The following is a 23,900-nucleotide window of genomic DNA, read 5'->3' on the forward strand; positions in this document are numbered from 1 at the left end:
GTTTCGGCGAGACGGGATAAATTCGAAGCGGCCGCACCAGAGCGGGAGGGTGTGTTCAGTATGGTGGACGAGCGGAGATATACTGTCCTTCTCCTGCCGCAGCCGGAGGGCGGATACACCGTCCTCGTCCCGGCTCTTCCGGAAGTCGTGACTCATGGTGACACTGAGGAAGGAAGTCTGGCGATGGCACGCGAGGCCATCGAGCTTGCACTCGAGGTGCGACGTGATCGCAGCGAGGGCATCCCGGACGATATCGAACCGATCTTCAGAAGCGTCGAAATCTCGGCTTAGCGATCCGGCACCGAGCCCTTGCTTTTCCCTCACGTGAAACGGCGACTGCATTTGGCGTGTAGCATTGCGGCTCAGCTCCGTTCCTCTCCCCCCTGGGGAGAGGTGCCCGCGTAGCGGGCGGTGAGGGGGCTGCCTTTCCCCATTCAGCTCTCCCTGCGACCGGCTGAGACGCCGCCCCCTCACCGACCTCGCGCCGTTGGCGCGCGGCCACCTCTCCCCACGGGGGAGAGGAGTGGAGCCTGTTGCGACTGATAGCGCCCCGATCCGAGGGGCGAGGCTGTTTGAGAGGCTCGGCATGACGCTTACCCCATCAATGCGCGGTGAATGCTCTCGGCTGCGACCTTGCCGTCTTCGACGGCGGCGACTGTGAGATCTTCGCCGCCGAGGACGCAGTCGCCGCCGGCCCAGATGCCGGCAACCGAGGTGCGGCGTTCGTCGTCGACGCCGATGCGGCCGTGCGCGAGCGCGATGGCTTCGGCCGCGCCGTCGAGCGAGGCGGGAAGAAACGTCTGGCCGATCGCCTTGAACACCATGTCGGCGGCGAGAGCGAACGTCTCGCCCGTGCCGACGAGGCGGCCGTCTTCCTCGCGGGTGCGCTCCAGCTCGATCCCGCTCAGATGACCGTTCTGGGCAATGAGGCGCTTCGGCTTGGCCCAATGGCGGATGCTGACGCCCTTCGTCTGGGCGAGCTCCTGCTCGAAGCCGGAGGCCTTCATGGCCTCGGGGCCGCGGCGGTAGACGATGGTGACCTCTTCGGCGCCGAGAAGTTTCGACTGCACGGCCGCGTCGACGGCAGTCATGCCGCCGCCGATGACGACGACGCGGCGCCCGATCGGTAGCGTGGAAAGGTCGAGCGTCTGGCGCAGGTCGGAGATCCAGGTGATGGCGTCGGCGGAGCCTGAGGCGTCCTCACCTTCGGCGCCGAGCGCGTTGACGCCGGCAAGTCCGAGGCCGAGGAAGATTGCGTCGTAATCCGCCTTCAAGCCGTCGAGGGTGAGCTCACGCCCAAGCGCCCTGCCGGTCTCGATCGTGATGCCGCCGATCCTGAGCAGAAATTCGACTTCTTTCTGCGCAAAGCCGTCCGGGGTCTTGTAGGCGGCGATGCCGTATTCGTTGAGGCCGCCGGGCTTGTCGCGCGCTTCGAAGATCGTGACGTCGTGGCCGTGCATGGCCAGCCGATGGGCGCAGGAGAGGCCGGCCGGTCCCGCACCGACGATGGCGACGCGCTTGCCGCTTAGCGCTGCGCGTTCGAAAGGATGCTCGCCTGCCGCCATCATCGTGTCGGTCGCAAAGCGCTGCAGGAAGCCGATCTTCACCGGCTTGTCTTCAGCGAGATTTCTGACGCAGGCTCCCTCGCACAACGTCTCGACCGGGCAAACGCGGGCGCACATGCCGCCCAGAATGTTCTGCTCGAAAATCGTCTCGGCCGCGCCCTTCGGATTGTGCGCCTGGATCTGGCGGATGAAGAGCGGAATGTCGATCGAGGTCGGGCAGGCCTCGGTGCAGGGGGCGTCGAAACAGAAATAGCAACGGTCTGCCTCCACCAGCGCCTCGTGTGGCGAAAGCGGCGGGTGCAGGTCAGAAAAATTCTTCAGGTAATCTTCAACATTTAGGCGGGCGGCACAAATGTCCGGTTCGCCGACCGGTGTTGCTGCCGGCAGGCCTGACGAAATCTGGTTCACGGCTTCTTTCTCCCGTGAATATTGCTGTTCCCACGGGAAGAATGCGCATTTTCGACCAGTTGGTCAAATTTTTCATTTGCGCAACACTTTGAAGTGCCTGAAAAGCAGGCGCGAGCGCTTTTTGTTCAATGGGTTGCGGGAGGGCGGACGCGCTCGCCGCACCCCGGCTCAGCGGACCGTCGGCGATCTCCCAACGAGATGCGGTGGCCGTGCGGGCCTACCGCATGACGTCGCGCACCGCCGGATAGAGCGCACGCCAGCGCTCATAGCTGTCGCGGTAGGCTTCGCTCAGGGCCGGAACCGGATCGATGGTGTCGGCCAGCGGCGGATGCGTGAGGATCTCTGCGGTATCGCCGCCCTCTGCGGCCAGGAGGCCGAGACGAGCCGCCCCAAAGGCGGCGCCGTAATCGCCTTCTTCGGGAATGCCGATCGGGGTGTTGAGGGCGCTCGCCATGATCGTCAGCCAAGTCTTGGAGCGCGAGCCGCCCCCGACCGCGAGATAACGCGGAATGGTGGTGCCGGCGGCGGCAAGGACTGCCTGGCAATCGGCGAGTGCGAAGGCAACGCCTTCCAGCACCGCCTGGGTGAGTGTGGCGCGGTCGCTTTCCTGCGCAAGGCCGATGAAAACGCCGCGCGCCGCCGCATCGTTGTGAGGCGTGCGCTCTCCGGAAAGATAAGGCAGGAAGAGGACGGGCGCCGGGTAATCCGGGGTGGTGCCAAGATGGCCGATGAGATCGGGCACGGGCTCCTTGAGAAGCCGACTCAGCCATTCGAGCGAGCCTGCGGCCGACAGGATGACGCCCATCTGGTGCCACGTGTTCGGCAGGGCATGGCAGAACGCGTGAACGGCACTTTCCACGTTGGGCGCGAAAGCCTCCGTTGCGGCGAAGACGACGCCCGAGGTGCCGAGCGAGACGAAGGCGGCGCCCGGATGGGTGACGCCCACGCCGCAGGCGGCCGCGGCATTGTCGCCCCCGCCGGCGGCGACGACCACTTCGCCGGTCATGCCCCAGAGGCGGGCCAGTGCCGGGCGCAGCGTGCCGGTTGCCTGCGAGCCCTCGTAGAGCTTCGGCATCTGGCTTTCGTCCATGTCGGTTGCCGCCAGGAGCTCCGGCGACCAGCAGCGCTTGCCGACATCGAGCCAGGAGGTGCCGGAGGCGTCCGACATGTCGGTTGCCGCATCCGCCGTCAGATAAAGGCGCACGAAATCCTTGGGCAGCAGCACCTTGGCGGTCGCGGCGAAGTTTTCCGGCTCATGCGTCTTCACCCAGGCGAGTTTCGGCGCAGTGAAGCCTGGAAAGACGAGATTGCCGGTGATCTCATGGAAGCGCGGATCGGCGTCGAGCCGGCGCGCTTCCTCGGCAGACCGTCCGTCGTTCCAAAGGATCGAGGGGCGGATCGGCGCGCCGTCCTTGGCAACGAGCGTGGCGCCATGCATCTGACCGGAGAGGCCGATCCCTTTGACAGCGGCGACCTCCGCCGGACGTTCGCGCTTCAAGGCGTCCATCGCCGTGCCGAGCGCGGCGATCCAGGCGTTCGGATCCTGCTCCGACCATCCGGGTTGCGGCCGCATCACGTCGAGCGGCGCGGTGGCGGAAGCGAGAACGTCCTGTGCCGCCGTCATCAGGATGACCTTGATGGACGACGTGCCGATATCGATGCCGAGATACACGGAAAAAACCCCTTGCTGCCTCGATTACCTCTTAGCGGCGGAGGGGGCTGAGGTCGAGATCGGCATGCCCGGAAGGATGGTGCGCTGGGGGCGCCGCAGGCCGGGGAGACCAGGCCGGCGGGTGTCAGCTCGTCAGCGTTTGAAAGATGAAATCGCTTTCGTCGAGAGCGCTGACGGCGATGCCGTTCAATGTCAGAACGTCGCCGCCGCCGAGATCGATCAAGGCGTTGCCCGTGCCGTCCTGGGCAATTGTGAGCTCTGAGAAGCTGCTGAAGCCGTTGTCGGAGACATCGATACGGTCGCTGCCGTTCTCGAAGCCGAAGACGGTGTCGTCGCCGTTGTTTGCGACGGTGGCGTAGATGTCGGCGGCGCCGTCGGACGTCCCGAGATAGATCTGGTCGTCGCCCGTGCCCCCGAAGAGGAGGTCGGCGCCATTGCTGCCGTAGAGCGTATCGTTGCCGGCCGCGCCATAAAGCGTGTCGTTGCCGTCGCCACCCTGTAGCACGTCGTTGCCGGCGGCGCCGCCCAGCTCGTCGTTGCCGGTGCCGCCCTTCAAGGTGTCGTTGCCGGCGCCAGCGTAAAGGGCGTCGTTTCCGGCCTCGCCGTTCAGATCGTCGGCTGCCGCATCGCCGCCGCCGAAGAGAAGATCTGCGCCATCGCCGCCATGGATGTGATCGGTGCCGCTGCCGCCGCCAAGGGCATCGTTGCCGCTGCCGCCGTAGAGCGTGTCGACCCCGTCGCCGCCATATACCGTGTCATTGCCGGTGCCCGCATCGAGGTAATCGGCGAAATTGCCCTGGCCGCCGAAGATGAGGTCGGCGCCGTCCCCGCCGCGCAGATTGTCTGCTCCCGTGCCGCCGAACATGGTGTCGGCGCCGGCGCCGCCGGAGAAATTGTCGGCCTCGGCGGTGCCAACCAGATAATTGTCCCCGCTGTCCGGTCCGTAGAGGGACTGCAGCTCGGTGATGTTCGCGGCATTCAGCGTGATCACGCCCATCGAAAAGGGGTACATGATCGAGGTGGGATCATCGTCGTGGTCGAGGCCGATGGCGTGGCCGATCTCGTGGGCGAGCACCGACAGGTGATCCTGATCCGGATCGGCCTCGTCGATGGTGATCTCGGCGCGCGTGATGGTCGTGCCGCTCATATAGGTCACGCAACTGCCGAGCGTGCCGCCATAGCCGTCGATCGGACCCTGAAAAATCTGGATGTCGGCGGACATGAAATTGGCAGCGCTGACGAAATCGGGTTCCATCCACGGATCCCAGATCGCGAAGGCATCAGCGATGTTGAAGCCATAATCGGGCGCCGTCGACGCGAAGGTTATGATCGCCTGGTCGAACGTCGTTCCGTAATTGGCCATGGTTCAATTCCTCTGAGGTCGCTGTCAGCTCGTTACACGAGATTCGTAATATTCTCCTGAGAGGACGAAACGATTGCGGCTAAAACCTGAAGGAAGTTTTGCCGAGGGACGTTTAAGCTTATCGCGTCTGTCTTGCGCGAAGCTTGCAAGGGTCAGTTGCGGCACAAGTCAGTTGCGGCGGAAGCGTCCTTGCAGGCGGTCGCGGACGGCCCGCGCCTGCTGACGGAGAAGCCAGCGCCCATGCTCGGCCGAGCGGGCAAGCCGCGCCCTTGTGGCGGACGGCGTCACCTCCAGAACGGCTGCTTCATAAGGCTCCGAATGGTGCCAGTAATGTGTGAGCAGCCTGGCATCGGTGGTGTTCGAAACGGGATCGATCCGGGCGATGGTGGGATCCGAGAGCCATAGCCGGGTGTTGCGCAGGATAAGCTGAACACCCGGCGAAAAGCGCGAAAAGCTCTCGTCGAAGGCGATCTTCCAGGGGATGAGGAGCGAGCCGGAGACCAGCGTGATCGAGGATGCGGCCAGCTTGCCGCCGACCGTCAGGCGCTCGATTCTGGCTGCATCGCGGGCGCCTGGCGCGAGGATCGCATCTTCGGCGAAGCGTCTGCCGGCATGGTTGAGGATGGCGGTGCCGCGGCGGCCCTTCCAGCCGGCGGCCTCCAGCGCGAGGAAATCCTCGAACGCCGCGGGTAGCGCTGGGCCGGTCGCCGTTGAAAACTCCACCGGGCCCTCGTCCTCCAGCCGGCGGCGAAGGCGGCCGATGTCCTTGCGGCGCTGCGACGAGATGCCGGCTTCGAATTCCTGGAGGGCATCCGGCTCGGCGGTGAGGATGGGACGTTCTTCGCGAAAGATCGTGTGAACCCGACCCTCGGCCGCACGCCGCAGACTGATCCAGGTGTCGCAGAGGACGGGCGTGTCGCTCAGCATCAAAAGCTCGATGCCAGCGTCTGCGAGATCGGCGAAGAGCGCCCGGGCGACGGCGTGTCCGCGGGCGCGATCAAGCAGCGGCACGCCGAGAGGACCATAATTATGGCTCCAGATCTGAGCCATGCGCAGCGCGCCGCGGCGAAAAGGTGCGCATAGGATCGGCGCGAAGAAGACGAGGCGGGTGCCGGCATAGAAAAGCGCGAGCTCGACCTCTCCGTTGCCGAACGCCCTGATGGCGGGGCCGAGGAAGGCCGGAAGATAGAAGGGATTGGCGTCGAGGCTTTCGCCCGCCAGCCTTTCGATCTCGTCGGCATGGACGCTCAAGGCTTCCGGCTTCTCGATGAGAAGGCGGAATGTCGGCTCTGTGGCAGGGCCCGGGGTTTTCACCCAGCCGGCGTCGCTCTTCAGGGGCATCATCTCCATTATACAACGCTAGCAGAGGCCGAGCAGCGGGGAGGAAATTAGGTAAAATTATCCCTAACAAGGCCGCTCAATTTCGCACAACTCACCGCAGAATCGGAGCTCGCTTCAGCCGGAAAAACCGCCTTCCTCCAGAAACCTCCGCTCTGCGGGGCTCGTGTGCCGGCCGAGCACGGCATTTCTGTGGGGAAAGCGGCCGAAACGGCGAATGATGTCCCGATGCTCCAGGGCAAAGGAGAGCGTGCCGGCCTTGTCGAGCCGGTGGCTGAGCGCGACGCAACGGTCCTGGTCGGGAAGGCTTTCGGAATGCATGAAGGGCATGGCGAAGAATTTCGCGACGTCCGCCGGCACCTGGTTCTCGTAGCCCTCAGACAGGGCTTTCCTGGCCAGGCGAAGGGCCGCCGCGTCGTTGGCGAAAGCCTCCGGCCGCTGACGGCAGAGATTTCGGGAGAATTGATCGAGGAGGAGGATGAGGGCGAGAGCGCCGTTCGGCGTCTCGGCCCAGTCCTCGAGCGCGCCCTTCGATGCGGCCTCATGCAGGGCGCCGAAGCGCTCGCCGATCTCGCGATCGAAGGCGTCGCTCTTCTTGAACCATTTCTCCGGGCCCGCCTCGCGCCAGAAGGCGATCACGTCGTGCGGGTCCGGATTTGTCTCTGACATCTCTTGCCTCAAAGCCGGAGATCACCGCTCTCGACCTCTTCATAGAGGCCGGTGTCGAGCGGCACATAGGTCTGCTTTTCCGGGTGCAGCATATAGAGCGGATCGGCGATGCGGTTCGGGTCGAAGCCCTCACGCACGAGGTCGACCTTGCGCTGCTTGAAGGTGCCGGTCATCTCCATCGATTGCTGCAGGCGCAGGAAGATCGGCCGCGCATACCGCGGCAGATGCCGTTCCACATGGACGTAAAATCCGTTCATATCGAAGGTTTCTTCGACGACGAGCGAGGCCATGCCGGCGCGCCCGTCGGTGTTGGGCACCGAAACGCCGAAGACATTGGCATCCTTGACGCCCGGATAGACGGTGATCGCCTCCGCCACTTCGGAGGTGGCGACGTTCTCGCCCTTCCAGCGGAAGGTATCCCCGATGCGATCGACGAAATAGAAATAGCCCATTTCGTCCTTCTTCATGAGGTCGCCGGTGCGGAACCACATATCGCCCTTCTCGAAGACGTCCTTGAGGATCTTCTTCTCGGTCGCCTTGGGATCGGCGTAGCCTTCGAAACGCTGGCTCGGACGGCTCGGATCGTCGATGATCTGCGAGATCACCTCGCCGATCTCACCCGGCGCGCATTTCATGCAGAAGCCATCGGGACCGCGCTCCGGCTCTTCGGAGGAATGGTCGAAGCGGACGATCTCGGTGACGAAACGCTTCTCCGCCCATTTCGGAATGCGCCCGACGGAGCCGACTTTGCCGTCGAAATTGAAGAAGACGGCGTTGCCTTCCGTCGCCGCATACCATTCCAGAATCTTCGGGATGGCGAAGCGGTTCTTGAAATCTTCCCAGATGTCGGGGCGCAGACCGTTGCCGCAGGCAAGCCGAAGCTTGTGCTGACGCTCCTTGGGGTGCGTCGGGCTGTTCAAGAGGTAGCGGCAGAGCTCGCCGATATACTGGAAGATCGTGCATTCGTAGTCGACGACGTCGTCCCAGAACTGGCTCGCGGAGAATTTCTCGCGGATGACGACACTGGCGCCCGCTGTCAGCGCCGCGCCGGAAGCGAGCACGCTGCCGGTCGTATGATAGAGCGGCAGGCAGACATAGATGCGGTCGTGCGGCTTCATATCCATGGCGCCGTTGAAGCCGAGCGAGATGGCGAGCACGCGGTAATGGTTGATGTTGGCGGCCTTCGGCATGCCGGTCGTGCCGCTCGTATAGATGAAGAGGCAGCGGTCCGACGTGGTCAGCTTCGGTCTTTCGGAAGCTTCGAGCGGATCGCGGCTGAACTTGTCGAGCGCCTTGTCGAGCCGTTTCCACGCGTCCACGCCGCTGCCATAGGCCCAATATTCCGCTTTCGTCTGGAGAAAGGGATCGGCGGTGTGGAAGCCGTCTGAGATCGCCGTGTCGACGATGATGTGCTTCGGCTCCACGATGTTCACGCAATTGGCGAGGACCGGCCCGCGCAGATTGGTGTTGAGGCAGGCGGTGACGCCGCCGGCCCGCGCAATACCGAGCCAGGCGGCCATGTATTCCGGCTTGTTCGGCATCATCAGGGCGACGCAATCGCCCTTTTTGACGCCGTTGGCGATGGCCCAGCGGGCATATTGGTTGGCCCGCTCGTTGTATTCGCGGTAGCTCATGCGCTCGTTCTCGGCGATCATCGCCGGCCGGTCGCCATGCTCTTTTGCGATGTCCTCGATCAGATCGGGAAAAGTGCGGTTGCGGTTCTTTGCCGCCGAGCTGACTTTGCGAAGTGCACGCAGGGCGCCGCGTACATAGGCGAGTTCGCTCTTGATTCTTTCGATAAAGCCCATCGTCTCCCCCGCCGCTTCAGGCAGAAGAGCCCGCGGCATTCTTGCTGTTTCTGGCATCTCTTCCCATACCAGGGACGGAAATTGAAGAGGTCAAGCCTGCAAGGAGGCCGATGTTGGCCATTCATTCAGGGGATGAAGAAAACAACTGCCACGTCATCGATGTGCGCGGGCTGAAATGCCCCCTGCCGGTTTTGAAAACCGCCAAGGGGGTCGCGTCTCTGCCGCCGGGCGTACGGGTCGTGGTTCTGGCGACCGACCCGATGGCGGCGATCGACATTCCGCATTTCTGCAACGAACGCGGCCACCGCTTTTTGGGGCGTCACGACGACGAGGGTGTCAGCCGCTACGAGATCGAAACCGGCGGCTGAGAATCCCTGTCGAAAGGCCGCCGGGCCGGGCGGCGCTTATGCCTACCGGTCGGGCCGCGGGCGCGGCATCAGGGCCGGGGCTGCAAGGAGCAGGACGGGATCGACGGGCGCTGCCTTGTTCGCTTCTTCGCTCGGCGCGAACGCCGTCGCAAGCTGCGGCCGGGGCGGGATGGCGATCGTCGGGCGCGGCCGTGGCATGACGCCGAGCTGTGCCGTCAGAATCTCCTGCGCAAGGTCGTCGACACCCGGGCCTTCGACGCCGCCGGTCGCCACCTCGATCGGGGTCACAGGGCCTTTGCGCTGGCCGATATGGGAGGGTTTGAAGCCGTCTCCCTCGTCGACCATGATGAGGCCGCCCTTCATGGGCTTGTAGATCGGGTTCGACTTGGAGGCGACCTGCTTGCCCTTCTGCGGGCTGCACACCTGATCGCGCATGTCGTAGGGCTCGGTGTAGCGGGAGCCGGAATTGATGCGGGTGATGTCGGGGCCGCCTGAGAAGAGCCCTCCGCCGCGGTCGAAGCCTGCATCCAGCAGACGGGCGGCGCGTTCGGCGCGGTCGATACCGTTGTCGGCGCCCAGAACGACCGCAATCAATTCGCGCCGGCCGCGCTGCGCGGTCGCGACCAGGTTCCAGCCGGAATCGCAGATATAGCCGGTCTTCATCCCGGTGGCGCCGCGGTAGCGGCCGATCAGAAGGTTGGTGTTGCGCTTCACCGCACCCCCAACCTTGATGGCGGGGACGTTGAAATAATGCCGGTAGCTCGGGAATTCGTCGAAGATCGCCCGCGTCAGAAGCGCGAGGTCGCGCGCGCAGGTGACCTGGTGCGGACTGTAAAGGCCGTGCGGGTTGACGAATTGCGTGCGCGTCATGCCGAGACGCTTCGCCTCGAGGTTCATGCGCAGCAGAAAATTGTCATAGCCGTCGCCGACCGATTCCGCGATCGCCATCGCCATGTCGTTGGAGGAGCGCGCCAGCATGACCTTGAGCGCGTTGTCGACCGTCAGGACCGAGCCGGGTTTGAAGAAACGCGCCGCATAAGGCTGGTTGTAGGCGTGCTGCGACATCACCACTGGCGATTTCAGCGTGATCTCGCCGACTTGGAGCGCGCGGAAGACGACGAAGGCCGTCATCAGCTTGGTCGTGGACGCCGGATACCAGGGGCGGAGCGCATCATGCTCCTCGTACACGTCGCCGGTTTTCGCATCGACCAGGAGGTAAGGCCCCAGGACGTCGCCATCGCCAGCCGCTTCGTTGGCGGCGGCGGCAAGGGGAGCGGTCACAAGAAACAGGAGAGCGAGCAGCAGGCGCGCCCCTGAAAGCATGCGAAGCGGAGATGTCAAGGTTTCGGCCCCACAGTTGTCCGGGTCAGACTTACGCGACCGCCGCTCCGTAACACAATTCGGCTCACTTTCACAAACGCGCCTTGCTTGAGTTTCCGTGAGCCCTCGCGCGGGCTTTGCTTTCCGGCCGATAGCCCATAAGCTCAGTCTTCCAAAACAATAAGACTGCAATGGTGGGAGGAACAGAATGCTATTCCAGCGCAAAGTTTTACGCTCCTTTGTCATGGCCGCGACGAGCCTTGCTCTCGTTGGTGCGATTGCCTGGCCTTCTTCGGGGCGAGCCCAGGAAGAACAGAATTACCTTCTGGCGACCGCTTCAACGGGAGGAACTTATTATCCGGTGGGTGTTGCTCTTGCCACGCTCATCAAGGTCAAGCTGCAGCCGACTGAGAAGATCGGCCTGTCGGCGATCAACTCGGCGGGCTCGGCCGAGAACATCAAGCTGATGCGCGACAACGAGGTTCAGTTCGCCATCCTGCAAGGCCTTTATGGCGCTTATGCGAAGAAGGGCTCCGGCCCGTTGGAAAATGAAGGGCCGCAGGAGAACCTCCGCTCCGTCACCATGCTGTGGCCGAATGTGGAGCACTTCGTCCTGAAATCCGACCTCGCGGACACCGGCACGATCGCCGATGTCGCGAACGCCAAGGGCAAGTCGATCAATCTCGGCGCGCAGAATTCCGGCACGCTCGGCTCCAACCGCACCATCCTCGGCAATCTCGGCTACGACATCGATCAGGATTTCACCCTGGCCTATTCCGGTTACGGCCCAGCGGCGGAAGCCCTGCAGAACGGACAGGTGGTGCTGATTTCGACGCCGGCGGGCCCGCCGGTCGGTGCGATCAGCCAGGCCTTCGCCAATATGGGCAACGACATCACCGTCCTCGATTTCACCGACGAGGAGATGCAAGAGGCGAACGGCGATTTCGAAGAATTGTGGACGCGCTTCACGATCCCGGCCGAGACCTATCCGGGGCAGGAGAAGGAGATCAACACGATCGCGCAGCCGAATTTCCTCGCCGTGCGCGACAATGTGCCGGAAGAGACCATCTACAAGATGACGAAGACGATCTACGAGAACCTGCCGTTCCTGCAGGGCATTCATCCGGCGACGAAGAATATGAAGCTCGAAGCGGCGATCGCCGGTCTGCCGCTGCCGCTGCATCCGGGCGCGGCGCGCTATTACGAAGAGCAGGGGATCACGATCCCGGACCGTCTCAAGGTTTCGGCCGAATAAAAGGCGCGTGCGAAACGCCGCTTCAGGCCTGGTCACGGGCCCCGTGCGCTGGCACGCGGTCCGCTCGGCTGGGACGGCGTCTTTCACTCTCCGCGAAAGTTTTCCAGTTGCAGGGATCGGACGATGAGCGAGGCGCAAGACGCGTCTGAGCAGGCCGCGCCTCAGAAGGATGTCGACGGCGAAGTCGAAACCCATGTCAGGAGCCTCGTCTCCTGGCCCGCCCGGGTTTTCGCCGCCTGCGGCATTGCCATCTCGCTCTTCCATATCTGGGCGAACATCGACGGGCGCGTGTCGACCTTGTGGCTCGTCGGCATTCACTTTGCCGGTTTCGCCTTTCTTGCCTGCCTGCGCTATCCGATGAAAATCGGCCGCTTCGTGGCGCCGCTCTGGCTCGATGCCATCACCGGGGTCGTGATCGCCGGTGCGACGCTCTTCATCATCGGCTCGGAGACGGCGATCTACGCGCAGGGGGTGCGTCTTTCGCCCGAGCATTGGGTGGCCGGAATTCTCGTCATCCTTGGCGCGATCGAGCTGACGCGGCGCACGACGGGGCCGATCATCCCGGTCCTCATCGTCCTGGCGCTCTCCTATGTCTCGTTTCTCGGTGCCTATGCGCCCGGCGTTTTCCGCTTCGCCGGGCTCTCCTATGAGACGGTTCTCTTCCGCTCGATCTTCGCCGATGAGGGCATGTTCGGCACGATCGGGCGGATCTCTGCGAGTTTCGTCTTCATGTTCATTCTTTTCGGCGCGTTTCTGGTGCGCTCCGGAGCGGGTGATTTCATCATCGATCTTGCCCGCGCGCTCGCCGGCCGTCTCGTCGGAGGCCCTGGCTTCGTCGCTGTCTTTGCCTCGGGACTGACCGGCACGATCTCCGGCTCGGCCGTCGCCAATACGGTGTCGACCGGCGTCATCACCATTCCGCTCATGAAGAAATCGGGGTTTCCGCCACGTTTCGCTGCCGGCGTGGAGGCCGCGGCCTCGACCGGTGGGCAACTGATGCCGCCGATCATGGGGGCGGGTGCCTTCGTCATGGCGTCGAATACGCAGATCCCCTATCTCGACATCGTCGCCGTCGCGACGCTGCCGGCGATCGCCTATTTCCTCACCGTGGCCTTCTTCGTCCGGATCGAGGCGAAGAAGCACCATATCGTCGGCGTCGACGACGAAAGCCGCAGCGCCTGGGAGGTGCTGAAGGCGGGCGGCCCGGCCTTCCTCGTCCCCGTCGCAACCCTGATCGGACTTCTGATCTACGGCTTCACCCCGGTCTATGCCGCCGGCTGGGCGATCCTCTCCGTCGTTGCCGCCTCCTGGCTCACCAAGAACCGCATGGGACCGAAGGCGATCCTGGAGGCCCTGGCGCTCGGGGCGCAGAACATGATCATGACGGCGGTGCTTCTCATTGCCGTCGGGCTCATCGTCAACGTCATCGCCATGACCGGCATCGGCAACACCTTCTCGCTGATGATCGCCGAGTGGGCGGGCGGCAATCTCCTGATCGCGCTCCTCTTGATCGCGCTCGCCTCGCTGGTGCTCGGGATGGGGCTGCCGGTGACGGCCGCCTATATCGTGCTCGCGACGCTCTCCGCGCCCGCCCTTCAGGGCATGATCGAGAACGGCTATCTTGTCGATCTTCTGACTTCCGGTACCTTGCCGGAGGCGGCACGCGGGCCCTTCCTGCTCGCCGATCCCGAGGCGATGACGAAGCTTGCCGCACCGATGAGCCGCGAGGCGGCGAACGCCTTCATCGCCGCGGCCCCCGCCGAAGTCCTGCGCCTCGTCCACGGCCAGGCGCTCGATCCGGCGCTGATCACGGCAGCACTTCTTTCGGCCCATATGATCATCTTCTGGCTGTCGCAGGATTCCAACGTCACGCCGCCGGTCTGTCTCACCGCCTTTGCGGCCGCGGCGATCGCTCGCACGCCGCATATGGCGACGGGGATGACGGCGTGGAAACTCGCCAAGGGGCTCTACATCGTGCCGATCCTCTTCGCCTATACGCCGTTCCTGCACGGCAGCGTGCCGGAGGTGCTTCTCGTCTTCGCGCAGGCGGTGATCGGCTCCTATGCCGTCGGAGCCGCCTTCGAAGGCTACATGGAGGCGCCGCTCGCCTGGCCGCTCAGACTTCTTGCAGGTGTTGCGGGTGTCGTCGTGCTGTGGCCGGGCCTGCCGGTCGCGACGGCGATCGGCGCGGCGATGACTTTTGCGCTGCTCCTGTGGACGATCCGGCTCGACCGGCGCGGCCGAGCGGCCGAAGCACTCGCCTGAGCGCCGACCCGAAGCCTGGCAATTTCTCTGTGCTTGCCAGGTGCGGCACAGGCGCTAGCATCGGCTCTTTCACGAGAGAGCCGCGTCATGCCCGTCATCAACTCCCTTGCCGAAGCCGCCGACGAGATCACGCAATGGCGGCGCGATTTTCACCGCCACCCGGAGCTCCTCTACGAGGTGCCGCGCACGGCCAAAGTGGTGGCGGACAAACTGCGCGCTTTCGGTTGTGACGAGGTGGTGGAAGGCATCGGGCGAAGCGGTGTCGTCGGCATCATCCGCGGTCGCGGAGACGGCGATCGCGGCATCTGCCTTCGTGCCGACATGGACGCGCTGCCGATCGAGGAGGAGAGCGGCAAGCCATGGCGTTCCGAAACGCCCGGAAAGATGCATGCCTGCGGCCATGACGGGCATATGGCGATGCTGCTCGGCGCTGCGCGCTATCTCGCCGAAACGCGCAATTTCGCCGGTCGCGCGGTGATCGTCTTCCAGCCGGCCGAGGAAGGCGGTGCGGGGGCGCGGGCCATGATCGAAGACGGGTTGATGGAGCGTTTTGCCATCAGCGAGATCTATGGCCTGCACAATATGCCGGGCATTCCCGTCGGCCAGTTCGGCATCCGCCCGGGCCCGCTGATGGCGGCGACCGACAATTTCGTCATCCAGATCGAAGGCAAGGGATCACATGCCGCCAAGCCGCATGCCGGGGTCGATCCCGTTCTCGTCGGCTCGCAGATCGTCAATGCGCTGCAATCGGTCGCCTCGCGCAATGTGGATCCTTTGAAGAGTGCCGTCGTCTCCGTGACGACCTTTCACGCCGGCGACACGTTCAACGTCATCCCGCAGCGCGGGACCTTGAAGGGCACGGTGCGCACGCTCGATCCGGCCATCCGCGATCTGGTCGAGCGGCGCATGAACGAGCTCGTGCCGACGATCGGTCAGGCTTTCGGGGCGCGCGCCCGTCTCGATTACCAGCGGCATTACCCGGTGACGGTCAATCACCAGGAGCAGACGCACAAGGCGGCGGCCGTCGCGCGCGAAATCGTCGGGGAGGGGGCGGTCACCGAAGAGACGCCGCCGCTGATGGCGGGGGAGGATTTCTCCTACATGCTGGAAGCGAGGCCCGGCGCCTTCATCTTTCTCGGCAATGGCGATTCCGCCGGCCTTCACCACCCGGCCTATGATTTCAACGACAGTGCAGCACCTTACGGGGCGAGCTATCTGGCGCGTCTCGTCGAAACGGCGATGCCGGCGTGAGGCTCGGAACGCTGGGATCGCCCGAGCGTTGACCGGCCACTGCACCCGCAACACTTTTAGTCGATATATTCCGTGACCCAGAGCTTCTTATTCGAAACGACATGGGGCGCATTCATGCGCCCGGAAGGCGGCGCCCGTTTCCGCTTGTGGGCTCCCGCTCAGAATGCACTGACGCTGCGCCTCGCCGGCCAGGATCTGGCGATGAACAAGGCCGATCGCGGCTGGTTCGAGCTCACCGTGCCGGAGGCCGAGGCGGGGCAGGATTATCAATTCGTCCTGGAAGACGGTTTTGCCGTTCCCGATCCGGCCGCAAGGGCGCAGGCGGGCGACGTGCATGGGCCGAGCCGGCTCGTCGATCCGAAGGCGTATAGCTGGCAGAGCGCCGGCTGGCGCGGGCGCCCGGTCGAAGAGCTCGTCACCTACGAATTGCATGTCGGCACGTTCAGCCCGGCCGGCACCTTTGCGGGGGTCGAGGAACGGCTCGATTATCTTGCCGATCTCGGCGTCACCGCGATCGAGCTTCTGCCGGTCGCGCAGTTTTCCGGCAATCGCGGCTGGGGCTATGACGGCGTTCTACTCTATGCGCCGCACAGCGCCTATGGCGGGCCGGAGGGGCTGAAAGCGCTCGTCGATGCCGCTCATCAGCGAACTCTGATGGTCATCCTCGACGTCGTCTACAATCACTTCGGGCCGGACGGGAATTATCTCCACATGTATGCCCCGTCCTTCTTTGACCCGGAGCGGCACACGCCCTGGGGCGCGGGCATCCATTACGATGATGCGGCCGTGCGCTCGTTCTTCATCGACAATGCGCTCTACTGGCTGGAAGAGTTCCGGCTTGACGGCATGCGCTTCGATGCGATCGATCAGATTAAGGGGCCGGGCGCCGAGACGCTCCTGCCCGAACTTTCCTCCCGCATCCGCGAAAAATGGCCCGACCGCCATATCCATCTGACGACGGAGGACGAGCGCAACATCGTCTCTCTGCACGAGCGCGACGCGGAAGGCGCGCCGCGCTATTTCACGGCGGAGTGGAACGACGATTTCCATCACGCCGCGCATTGCGCGGCAACGGCCGAGCATGAAGGCTATTACAAGGATTACGCCGACGATCCCGTCGGCCATCTGATGCGGATCCTGGGCGAGGGTTTTGCCTATCAGGGCGAGGTGTCCGAGCATTGGGGCGGGCCGCGCGGCGTCGCGAGCGCCGGCCAGCCGCCGACGACCTTCGTCACGTTCCTGCAGAACCACGATCAGGTGGGCAATCGCGCCGACGGCGAACGGCTCGCCGTTCTCGCCGACGAAGAGATGCTCAGGCTTCTGACAGCCATTCATCTGCTGCAGCCGCAATTGCCGCTCCTTTTCATGGGCGAGGAATATGCCGAGACGCAGCCCTTCCTGTTCTTCACCGATTTTCATGGCGAGCTCGCCGATCTCGTGCGCGAGGGCCGACGGCGGGAATTCACGGCCTGGGAGAGCTTTCGCGACCCCGCGCGCCGGGCGGCGATCGCCGATCCCAACGACGTGAAGACGTTCGAGCGCTCGTGCCTCGACTGGTCGGGTGCGGCGCGCGGCGAGGGGCATGAACATCTCGCCTTCACCCGCGAGCTCCTGCATCTGCGCCATCGCGAGATCGTGCCGCGCCTTGCCGGCATGCGGGCGATGAACGCCGAGGCGGAACGTCTTGGGGACCACGGCTTCCGCGTCACCTGGACGATGGGCGACGGAGCTCGGCTGACACTTCTCGCCAATCTCGGCGATACGCCCGTTTCCACCGACAGCTACAAGCCGTCGGCTCCGATCTTTGTCTCCGGCCCGGGGGTCGATGCGGAGATCGCCGACGGGCTCGTGCCGGCGCTCGCCGTCGCCTTCTTCATGGAGGCGTCCCATGCGTGAGGCAGGTCCGCCGCTCGAGGCGGTGCCGACGGCCACCTATCGCCTGCAGTTTCGCGAGGGGATGGATTTCGACACAGCGGCCGGGCTCGCGCCCTATCTGAAGCGCCTCGGCATCAGCCACCTCTATGCTTCGCCGATCTTCACGGCGGTGCCGGGTTCGACCCATGGCTATGACGTCGCCGATTTCGCCGAGCTCGACCCGGCGCTCGGCGGCGCGGAGGGGTTTGCCCGCCTCGCTGACGCTCTCAAGGCAAATGGCCTCAAGCTTCTCCTCGACATCGTGCCCAACCATATGGGCGCGTCGACGGCCAATCCCTATTGGGCGGACGTGCTCGAATGGGGCGAGGAGAGCCAGTATGCCGGCTATTTCGACATCGACTGGTCGGCGGCGAAGCTGCTCATTCCGGCGCTCGGTGCGCCCTATGGCAAGGTTCTCGAAGACGGGGAATTCGGGCTGCGTTTCGACAAGGACGAAGGCCGCTTCCGCTTCACCTATTACGACATCGCGCTGCCGCTGGCGCCGAATACCTATGGCCGGATTCTGGGCGAGATCGACGAGCCAGATTTTCAGGAGCTGTCGCTGACTTTCGCCACGGGTTCGGCCGACGGGGCGGGGCTTCTCCAGGAGCGGCTTGCGACGCTTGCCGAAGATCCCGAGGCGCTCGCCAAGATCGAAAGAGCGGTTGGCGAGATCGCGGCAGATCGAGAGGCGCTGCACGATCTGCACGAGGCGCAGAACTGGCGGCTCGCGCATTGGCGCATGGCGCGGGAGACTTTGACCTATCGCCGGTTCTTCGAGATCACCGATCTCGTCGGCGTGCAGGTCGACCGTCCCTCGGTCTTCGAGGCGACACATGCGCTCGTCAAAGAGCTCGCGGAGAGAGGCGACGTGGCCGGTCTCAGGATCGATCATATCGACGGGCTTGCGGACCCCAAGGCCTATCTCGCGCAGCTCGCGGAGATCGAGAATGCGCCCTATGTCGTGGTCGAGAAGATCCTCGGCCCCGACGAAAGGCTGCCGGAAACCTGGCGGACGGCGGGGACGACCGGCTACGAATTCGCCCACGCCTTGACGGCGCTGCAGGTCGATACGGAGGGGCTTTCCCGCCTCGATGAGGCGTGGCGCGAGGAGACGGGCGAAACGCGGCCGTTTTCGGAGATCGTACGCGAAACCAAGCGCCGCATTCTTACCTACAATCTCGCCGGCGAGCTCGCCTATCTCGTCGAACGCGCCCGCGAGATCGGCAAGCAGGATCCGACGACACGCGATTATGGCCCGGATTCCTTGCGCCGCGCCTTGATTGAGATCGCCACCGCCTTTCCGGTCTATCGCAGCTATGTCGATCTTTCGGGCGCCTCGCAGCAGGACCGGGAGCTCGTCGTCGCAGCCGGCGAGGAGGCGAAGCTCTCGCCCTTCGTGGAGGATCCGGGGGTCGTCGATTTCCTGGTCGGTCTTCTGCTTCTGGAAAACCTCTCCGATCACGAGACGATCGCAAGCGCGCTTTATCTCGCCCGCCGCTTCCAGCAGACGACCGGTCCGATGATGGCGAAAGCGCTGGAGGACACGGTCTTCTACCGCTTCAATCGGCTGATTGCGCTCAACGAGGTGGGCGGCGAGCCGGAGCCCGGCCCGCAGGCGAGCTTTCACCCCGCGATGCAGGAGCGGCTCGAAACGCAGCCGCAGGCGTTGTCGACGACGGCGACGCACGACACCAAGCGCGGCGAGGATGCGCGCGCCCGGATCTCTACGATCAGCGAAATGGCGGAGGAGTGGGCGGACGCGGTGAAGCGATGGAACGCGATCCTCCTGCCGCTCGTGGCGGAGATCGACGACGGGCCGGCGCCCGAGCCGAATGTTGTCTGGCTGTTCCACCAGGCGCTCCTCGGCGGCTGGCCGCTGGAGCTTCAGCCGGACGATCATGATGGCATGCGCGATCTCGTCGAGCGGCTGGAAGCCTTCATGCTGAAGGCCGTGCGCGAGGCGAAAGAGCGGACGAGCTGGACGGCCGCCAATACGGCCTATGAGGAAAAGCTCTCCAACTTCGTGCGTTCGGCGCTCTCCAACGATTTTGCCGCCTATCGCCAGGATTTCCTCAAGGTGAGCGCTCCGCTCTTTGCAGCCGGTGCGGTCAATTCGCTGGTTCAGACGGTGATCAAGTTGACGGCGCCCGGCGTGCCGGATGTCTATCAGGGCACGGAATTATGGGATCTCTCCTTCGTCGATCCCGACAATCGCCGGCCGGTCGATTTCGACAGGCGCCGGGCGTTGCTCGATGAATTCGGGCTCGATGAATTCGGCGAGATGAGTTTTTCGGATGCGCTCTCCCGATGGCGCGAGGCGGTGCCGAAGGCATGGCTCGTGCAGCGTCTGCTTCGCCTGCGCGGCGAGCACCGCGGGCTCTTCCTCGAGGGCAGTTACGAACCGCTTGCCGTCGAAGGTCCGATGGCGGCGCAGATCACCGCCTATGCGCGCCGTGTGGAGGGCGAGACCCTCGTCGTGATCGTGCCGCGATTGCCGCTTTCGCTGCTCGAGCGGGACGACGGGCTCACTTTGCGCGCCGACGCCTTTGCCGACACGTTCGTGTCGCTGCCCGGCGGGGCGGCCCGGTTCGCCGATCTTCTCGGCGGTGGCGATGTCGAGGGCGATCGGATCGCGGCTTCGGAGCTTTTCCGCCGCGCGCCGCTGGCACTCCTCTTCGGCTCGGTGTCCTGAGATTTTGCACGCGAGCGGGGTCGCGCCTAAACCTCCGGCATGGATGATGAAATTTTTGGAACCTTGGCATGGGTGCCGGTGTTGTGAGAACGGTTGACCGCACCCGGACACGGAGAGGATGGACGCATGAAAATTAAAGCCATTGCCATTGCTGCTGTTGCTGCTCTCAGCATCACTGCCTGTACGCAGACGGATAAGAACGCAGCGACCGGTGCTGCCATCGGCGGCGTCGGCGGCGCAGCGATCGGCGGGCTTGCGACGAAATCGGTTGGAGGCGCCGTGGTCGGTGGCGCGATCGGTGCCGCTTCTGGCGCCATCATCGGCTCGGTGGCGAGCCGCCCCGGCTATTGCTACTACCGCGATCGTTATGGTCGTCGCTACACCGCGGAGTGCCCGGCGGGCTACTGATCGCGCGCAGCTGAGTTGAAAGAGAGGCCTCCGGCGCAAGCCGGGGGCCTCTTCATTTGCGTCGCCGAAAACCGGCCGGTAAGAAAGTGCGTTCTTGCAGAGAGAGGGTGGCCTTGCGGAAAGTTTCTAAGCTCCTCGTCGCCAATCGTTCCGAAATTGCAATCCGCGTTTTTCGCGCGGCCAACGAGCTGGGGCTGAAGACGGTCGCCGTCTTCGCCGAGGAAGACAAGCTCGCCCTGCATCGTTTCAAGGCCGACGAGGCGTATCTGATCGGCTCTGGATCGCATCTGCCGAACCAGATGGGTCCGATCGAGGCGTATCTGTCGATTGACGAGATTCTGCGCGTCGCCAAGGCGAGCGGTGCGGACGCCATCCATCCCGGCTACGGCTTTTTGTCGGAAAGCCCGGAATTTGCCGAAGCCTGTCGCGAGGCGGGCATCACTTTCATCGGCCCGTCGCCGGAGACGATGCGCCGGCTCGGCAACAAGGTCGCGGCGCGCAATCTCGCGGTCGAGGCGGGCGTGCCGGTGATGCCGGCGAGCGAGCCGCTGCCGGACGACGAGGGCCGCTGGAAGGAAGTCGCAAGCGAGATCGGCTACCCGGTCATGCTCAAGGCCTCCTGGGGCGGCGGCGGACGCGGTATGCGCGTCATCGCCAACGAGAAGGAACTCGTGGAGACCGTGCGGCAGGCCAAGCGCGAGGCCAAGGCCGCCTTCGGCAAGGACGAGGTCTATCTGGAAAAGCTCGTCGAGCATGCGCGCCATGTCGAGGTGCAGGTTCTCGGCGATCGGCACGGCAACCAGGTGCATCTTTTCGAGCGCGATTGTTCCGTGCAGCGGCGCCACCAGAAGGTCGTGGAGCGCGCGCCGGCTCCTTATCTCAGCGCCGAAAAGCGTGAGGAATTGTGCGGCTATGCGCTGAAGCTCGCCAAGGCCGCCGATTATGTCTGTGCGGGGACCGTTGAATTCCTGCAGGATTCCGCGACGGGCGAGTTCCACTTCATCGAGGTCAATCCGCGCGTGCAGGTGGAGCACACGGTCACCGAAGAGGTGACGGGCATCGATATCGTCAAGGCGCAGATCAAGCTGATCGAGGGCGAGAAAATCGGCGATCCGGCGTCCGGTGTGCCGGCGCAGGAGAAGATCTTCCTCAACGGTCATGCCCTGCAATGCCGCATCACGACGGAAGATCCGGAAGAGAATTTCATCCCCGATTACGGGCGTATCACCGCCTATCGCGGCGCCACCGGCTTCGGCATCCGCCTCGACGGCGGCACGGCCTATTCCGGCGCGGTGATCACCCGCTATTACGATCCGCTTCTGGAGAAGGTGACGGCCTGGGCGCCGACGGCGGAAGACGCCTTGAAGCGGATGCACCGGGCGCTGCGTGAATTCCGCATTCGCGGTGTGGCGACCAATCTCACCTTCCTGGAAAACATCATCACGCATCCCTCTTTCCAGGATAACAGCTACACCACCCGCTTCATCGACGAGACGCCGGAGCTCTTCGATACGGTGCGGCGCCGCGACCGCGGCACCAAACTGTTGAATTATATCGCCGACGTCTCGGTGAACGGGCATCCGGAGACACGCAACAGGCCGCGCCCGCCTGCCGATGTGCCGCCGCCCGTGCCGCCTTTGTTCGAGGCGAAGGCGATGCCGGAGGATTTCGTCGGCAGCCGCCAGCTCCTCGATCGCGAGGGGCCGGAGGGGCTGGCGCGCTGGGTGCGTGCACAGAAGCGGACGCTCGTCACCGACACGACCATGCGCGACGGGCATCAGTCGCTGCTTGCCACGCGCATGCGCACGCACGACATCGCGGCGATCGCGCCGGCCTATCAGGCGGCGCTGCCGGAGCTCTTCTCGCTCGAATGCTGGGGCGGGGCGACCTTTGACGTTGCCATGCGCTTCTTGACGGAAGATCCGTGGGAGCGGCTGAAACGCATCCGCGCCGGGGCGCCAGGCATCTTGATGCAGATGCTGCTTCGAGGCTCCAATGGTGTCGGCTACACCAATTACCCCGACAACGTCGTCCGCTTCTTCGTTGCCAAGGCGGCCGAGGCGGGTGTCGATGTGTTCCGCGTCTTCGACTGCCTCAACTGGGTCGAGAACATGCGGGTGTCGATGGATGCCGTCATCGAGAGCGGCAAGATCTGCGAAGGCACGATCTGCTACACCGGCGACCTCTTCGATCCGGACCGCTCCAAATACAACCTCGCCTATTACGTCGATCTCGCCAGGCAGCTGGAAAAAGCCGGCGCGCATATGATCGCCGTCAAGGATATGGCGGGCGTTTTACGTCCGGCCGCGGCGAAGGCGCTGTTCAAGGCGCTGCGCGAGGCGACCGATCTGCCGTTGCATTTCCACACGCATGACACGTCGGGCATTTCGGCCGCTTCGGTGCTCGCTGCGGTGGAGGAAGGCGTCGATATCGTCGATGCGGCGATGGATTCCGTCGCAGGTCTCACCTCGCAGCCGGCACTCGGCTCGATCGTGGAAGCGCTCGCTTCGGGCGAGCGGGCGACGGGCCTGACGCGCGATGCGATCCGCAAGATCGCGTTCTACTGGGAGGCCGTGCGCTACCAGTATGCGGCCTTCGAAAGCGATCTCAAGGCGCCGGCTTCTGAGGTCTATCTCCACGAGATGCCAGGCGGGCAGTTCACCAATCTCAAGGAGCAGGCGCGGTCCCTCGGGCTTGAATCGCGCTGGCACCGGGTGGCGCACACCTATCACGACGTTAACTTGATGTTCGGCGACATCGTCAAGGTGACGCCGTCCTCGAAGGTCGTCGGCGATATGGCGCTGATGATGGTGAGCCAGGATCTCTCCGTCGACGACGTCCTCGATCCGAGCCGTGAAATCGCCTTCCCGGATTCCGTCGTCAAGATGATGCGCGGCGAGCTGGGTCAGCCGCCCGGAGGCTGGCCGGAAGCGATCCAGAAAAAGGTTCTGAAGAACGACACGCCGATCACCGTGCGGCCGGGCTCCTTGATGGAACCGGCGGATCTGGAGGCGGAGCGCGCGAAGGCTACGGAAGCGGCCGATCACGAGATCTCCGACGAGGAGCTCGCCTCCTATCTCATGTATCCGAAGGTCTTTACCGACTTCGCCAGGGCGCAGGAGGATTATGGGCCGACGGAAGTTCTGCCGACGCCCGTCTACTTTTACGGCCTTGAAGCTGGCGACGAGGTGATGGTCGAGATCGAGCGTGGCAAGACGCTCGTGATTCGCTGTCAGGTGGTCGGCGAGCCCGATGAAGAGGGGCAGGTGCGCGTCTTCTTCGAGCTTAATGGCCAGCCGCGCTTCGTGCGCGTGCCGGACCGGGCGCATGGCGCGGCCGATGCGGCGCGGCGTCCGAAGGCGGAAGCGGGCAATGCCGATCAGGTGGGCGCACCAATGCCGGGCGTCATCTCCCAGATCGCGGTCAAGGCCGGCGAGAAGGTGACGGCGGGCGACGTGCTCTTGTCGATCGAAGCGATGAAGATGGAGACGGCGATCCATGCCGACCGCGACGGCACGATCGAAGCGATCATCGTCAAGGCTGGTGATGCCGTCGACGCCAAGGACCTTCTGATCCGCTACGAGGCGGCCGAATAGGCTGT

At 64.3% G+C, this 23,900-nt stretch carries 16 protein-coding genes; 9 read left to right on the plus strand and 7 right to left on the minus strand.

Features of this window, described 5'->3' with window-relative positions; genetic code table 11:
* Positions 1 to 60: 60 nt before the first annotated feature.
* Entirely contained in the window at positions 61 to 291 is a 231-nt protein-coding gene (locus tag EO094_RS02645; RefSeq protein WP_128291778.1) for a type II toxin-antitoxin system HicB family antitoxin, read from the plus strand.
* Positions 292 to 593: 302 nt separating this feature from the next.
* Here EO094_RS02645 and EO094_RS02650 read toward each other — a convergent pair whose 3' ends face one another.
* From EO094_RS02650 to EO094_RS02675, 6 genes are all read right to left on the minus strand, one after another.
* Positions 594 to 1,973 (minus strand): NAD(P)-dependent oxidoreductase, encoded by a 1,380-nt coding sequence (locus tag EO094_RS02650; protein ID WP_205649803.1) that lies wholly within the window; start codon positions 1,971 to 1,973, stop codon positions 594 to 596.
* 217 nt (positions 1,974 to 2,190) lie between these two features.
* On the minus strand, positions 2,191 to 3,645 hold the full coding sequence (xylB, locus tag EO094_RS02655) for a xylulokinase (RefSeq protein ID WP_128290781.1): 1,455 nt from the start codon (positions 3,643 to 3,645) through the stop codon (positions 2,191 to 2,193).
* A 124-nt stretch (positions 3,646 to 3,769) separates the two neighbouring features.
* Complete coding sequence (locus tag EO094_RS18835; RefSeq protein ID WP_205649804.1) at positions 3,770 to 5,008, minus strand: matrixin family metalloprotease; 1,239 nt, start codon at positions 5,006 to 5,008, stop codon at positions 3,770 to 3,772.
* A gap of 168 nt (positions 5,009 to 5,176) precedes the next feature.
* Positions 5,177 to 6,349 carry a GNAT family N-acetyltransferase gene (locus EO094_RS02665; RefSeq protein ID WP_164879528.1) on the minus strand — a complete coding sequence of 391 codons (1,173 nt, stop codon included), beginning with the start codon at positions 6,347 to 6,349 and terminating at the stop codon, positions 5,177 to 5,179.
* A gap of 114 nt (positions 6,350 to 6,463) precedes the next feature.
* A complete protein-coding gene (locus EO094_RS02670) occupies positions 6,464 to 7,015 on the minus strand; it encodes a DUF924 family protein (RefSeq protein WP_128290783.1) in 552 nt (183 codons plus the stop codon).
* 8 nt (positions 7,016 to 7,023) lie between these two features.
* Positions 7,024 to 8,862, minus strand: coding sequence for a long-chain-acyl-CoA synthetase (locus tag EO094_RS02675; RefSeq protein WP_246008341.1), 1,839 nt, complete (start codon positions 8,860 to 8,862; stop codon positions 7,024 to 7,026).
* Between the two features lie 74 nt (positions 8,863 to 8,936).
* On the opposite strand from EO094_RS02675, the gene EO094_RS02680 reads away from it, so the two are divergent.
* On the plus strand, positions 8,937 to 9,191 hold the full coding sequence (locus EO094_RS02680) for a sulfurtransferase TusA family protein (RefSeq protein ID WP_246008342.1): 255 nt from the start codon (positions 8,937 to 8,939) through the stop codon (positions 9,189 to 9,191).
* A 42-nt stretch (positions 9,192 to 9,233) separates the two neighbouring features.
* On the opposite strand, the gene EO094_RS02685 is transcribed toward EO094_RS02680, so the two are convergent.
* A complete protein-coding gene (locus EO094_RS02685) occupies positions 9,234 to 10,532 on the minus strand; it encodes a D-alanyl-D-alanine carboxypeptidase family protein (protein WP_164879529.1) in 1,299 nt (432 codons plus the stop codon).
* Positions 10,533 to 10,755: 223 nt separating this feature from the next.
* Here EO094_RS02685 and EO094_RS02690 point away from each other — a divergent pair, with 223 nt between their 5' ends.
* From EO094_RS02690 to pyc, 7 genes are all read left to right on the plus strand, one after another.
* Positions 10,756 to 11,766, plus strand: a complete 1,011-nt coding sequence (locus EO094_RS02690; protein WP_128290786.1) for a TAXI family TRAP transporter solute-binding subunit — start codon at positions 10,756 to 10,758, stop codon at positions 11,764 to 11,766.
* 123 nt (positions 11,767 to 11,889) lie between these two features.
* Positions 11,890 to 14,031 carry a TRAP transporter permease gene (locus EO094_RS02695; RefSeq protein WP_128290787.1) on the plus strand — a complete coding sequence of 714 codons (2,142 nt, stop codon included), beginning with the start codon at positions 11,890 to 11,892 and terminating at the stop codon, positions 14,029 to 14,031.
* Between the two features lie 87 nt (positions 14,032 to 14,118).
* Positions 14,119 to 15,282, plus strand: coding sequence for a M20 aminoacylase family protein (locus EO094_RS02700; protein ID WP_128290788.1), 1,164 nt, complete (start codon positions 14,119 to 14,121; stop codon positions 15,280 to 15,282).
* 114 nt (positions 15,283 to 15,396) lie between these two features.
* Complete coding sequence (gene treZ / locus EO094_RS02705; protein ID WP_128291782.1) at positions 15,397 to 17,178, plus strand: malto-oligosyltrehalose trehalohydrolase; 1,782 nt, start codon at positions 15,397 to 15,399, stop codon at positions 17,176 to 17,178.
* Positions 17,171 to 19,891, plus strand: coding sequence for a malto-oligosyltrehalose synthase (treY, locus tag EO094_RS02710; RefSeq protein WP_164879530.1), 2,721 nt, complete (start codon positions 17,171 to 17,173; stop codon positions 19,889 to 19,891). Before treZ ends, treY begins: the two co-directional genes overlap by 8 nt.
* Positions 19,892 to 20,023: 132 nt before the next feature.
* Positions 20,024 to 20,299: a glycine zipper domain-containing protein gene (locus tag EO094_RS02715; RefSeq protein WP_370642387.1), complete on the plus strand. Its 276-nt coding sequence runs from the start codon at positions 20,024 to 20,026 to the stop codon at positions 20,297 to 20,299.
* A gap of 113 nt (positions 20,300 to 20,412) precedes the next feature.
* Positions 20,413 to 23,895 carry a pyruvate carboxylase gene (pyc, locus tag EO094_RS02720; protein ID WP_128290790.1) on the plus strand — a complete coding sequence of 1,161 codons (3,483 nt, stop codon included), beginning with the start codon at positions 20,413 to 20,415 and terminating at the stop codon, positions 23,893 to 23,895.
* The last annotated feature ends 5 nt before the right edge of the window (positions 23,896 to 23,900 follow it).

It is taken from the genome of Afifella aestuarii (assembly GCF_004023665.1).
Lineage (GTDB): Bacteria > Pseudomonadota > Alphaproteobacteria > Rhizobiales > Afifellaceae > Afifella > Afifella aestuarii.

What these genes read in the sequence shown, in the direction of transcription:
- EO094_RS02700 (WP_128290788.1), top strand. Translation starts at nt 14,119, where the DNA reads ATGCCCGTCATCAACTCCCTTGCCGAAGCCGCCGACGAGATCACGCAA.
- treZ (WP_128291782.1), top strand. Translation starts at nt 15,397, where the DNA reads ATGCGCCCGGAAGGCGGCGCCCGTTTCCGCTTGTGGGCTCCCGCTCAG.
- EO094_RS02695 (WP_128290787.1), top strand. Translation starts at nt 11,890, where the DNA reads ATGAGCGAGGCGCAAGACGCGTCTGAGCAGGCCGCGCCTCAGAAGGAT.
- EO094_RS02645 (WP_128291778.1), top strand. Translation starts at nt 61, where the DNA reads ATGGTGGACGAGCGGAGATATACTGTCCTTCTCCTGCCGCAGCCGGAG.
- EO094_RS02690 (WP_128290786.1), top strand. Translation starts at nt 10,756, where the DNA reads ATGGCCGCGACGAGCCTTGCTCTCGTTGGTGCGATTGCCTGGCCTTCT.
- EO094_RS18835 (WP_205649804.1), bottom strand. Translation starts at nt 5,008, where the DNA reads ATGGCCAATTACGGAACGACGTTCGACCAGGCGATCATAACCTTCGCG.
- treY (WP_164879530.1), top strand. Translation starts at nt 17,171, where the DNA reads ATGCGTGAGGCAGGTCCGCCGCTCGAGGCGGTGCCGACGGCCACCTAT.
- EO094_RS02670 (WP_128290783.1), bottom strand. Translation starts at nt 7,015, where the DNA reads ATGTCAGAGACAAATCCGGACCCGCACGACGTGATCGCCTTCTGGCGC.
- EO094_RS02665 (WP_164879528.1), bottom strand. Translation starts at nt 6,349, where the DNA reads ATGCCCCTGAAGAGCGACGCCGGCTGGGTGAAAACCCCGGGCCCTGCC.
- EO094_RS02675 (WP_246008341.1), bottom strand. Translation starts at nt 8,862, where the DNA reads ATGCCGCGGGCTCTTCTGCCTGAAGCGGCGGGGGAGACGATGGGCTTT.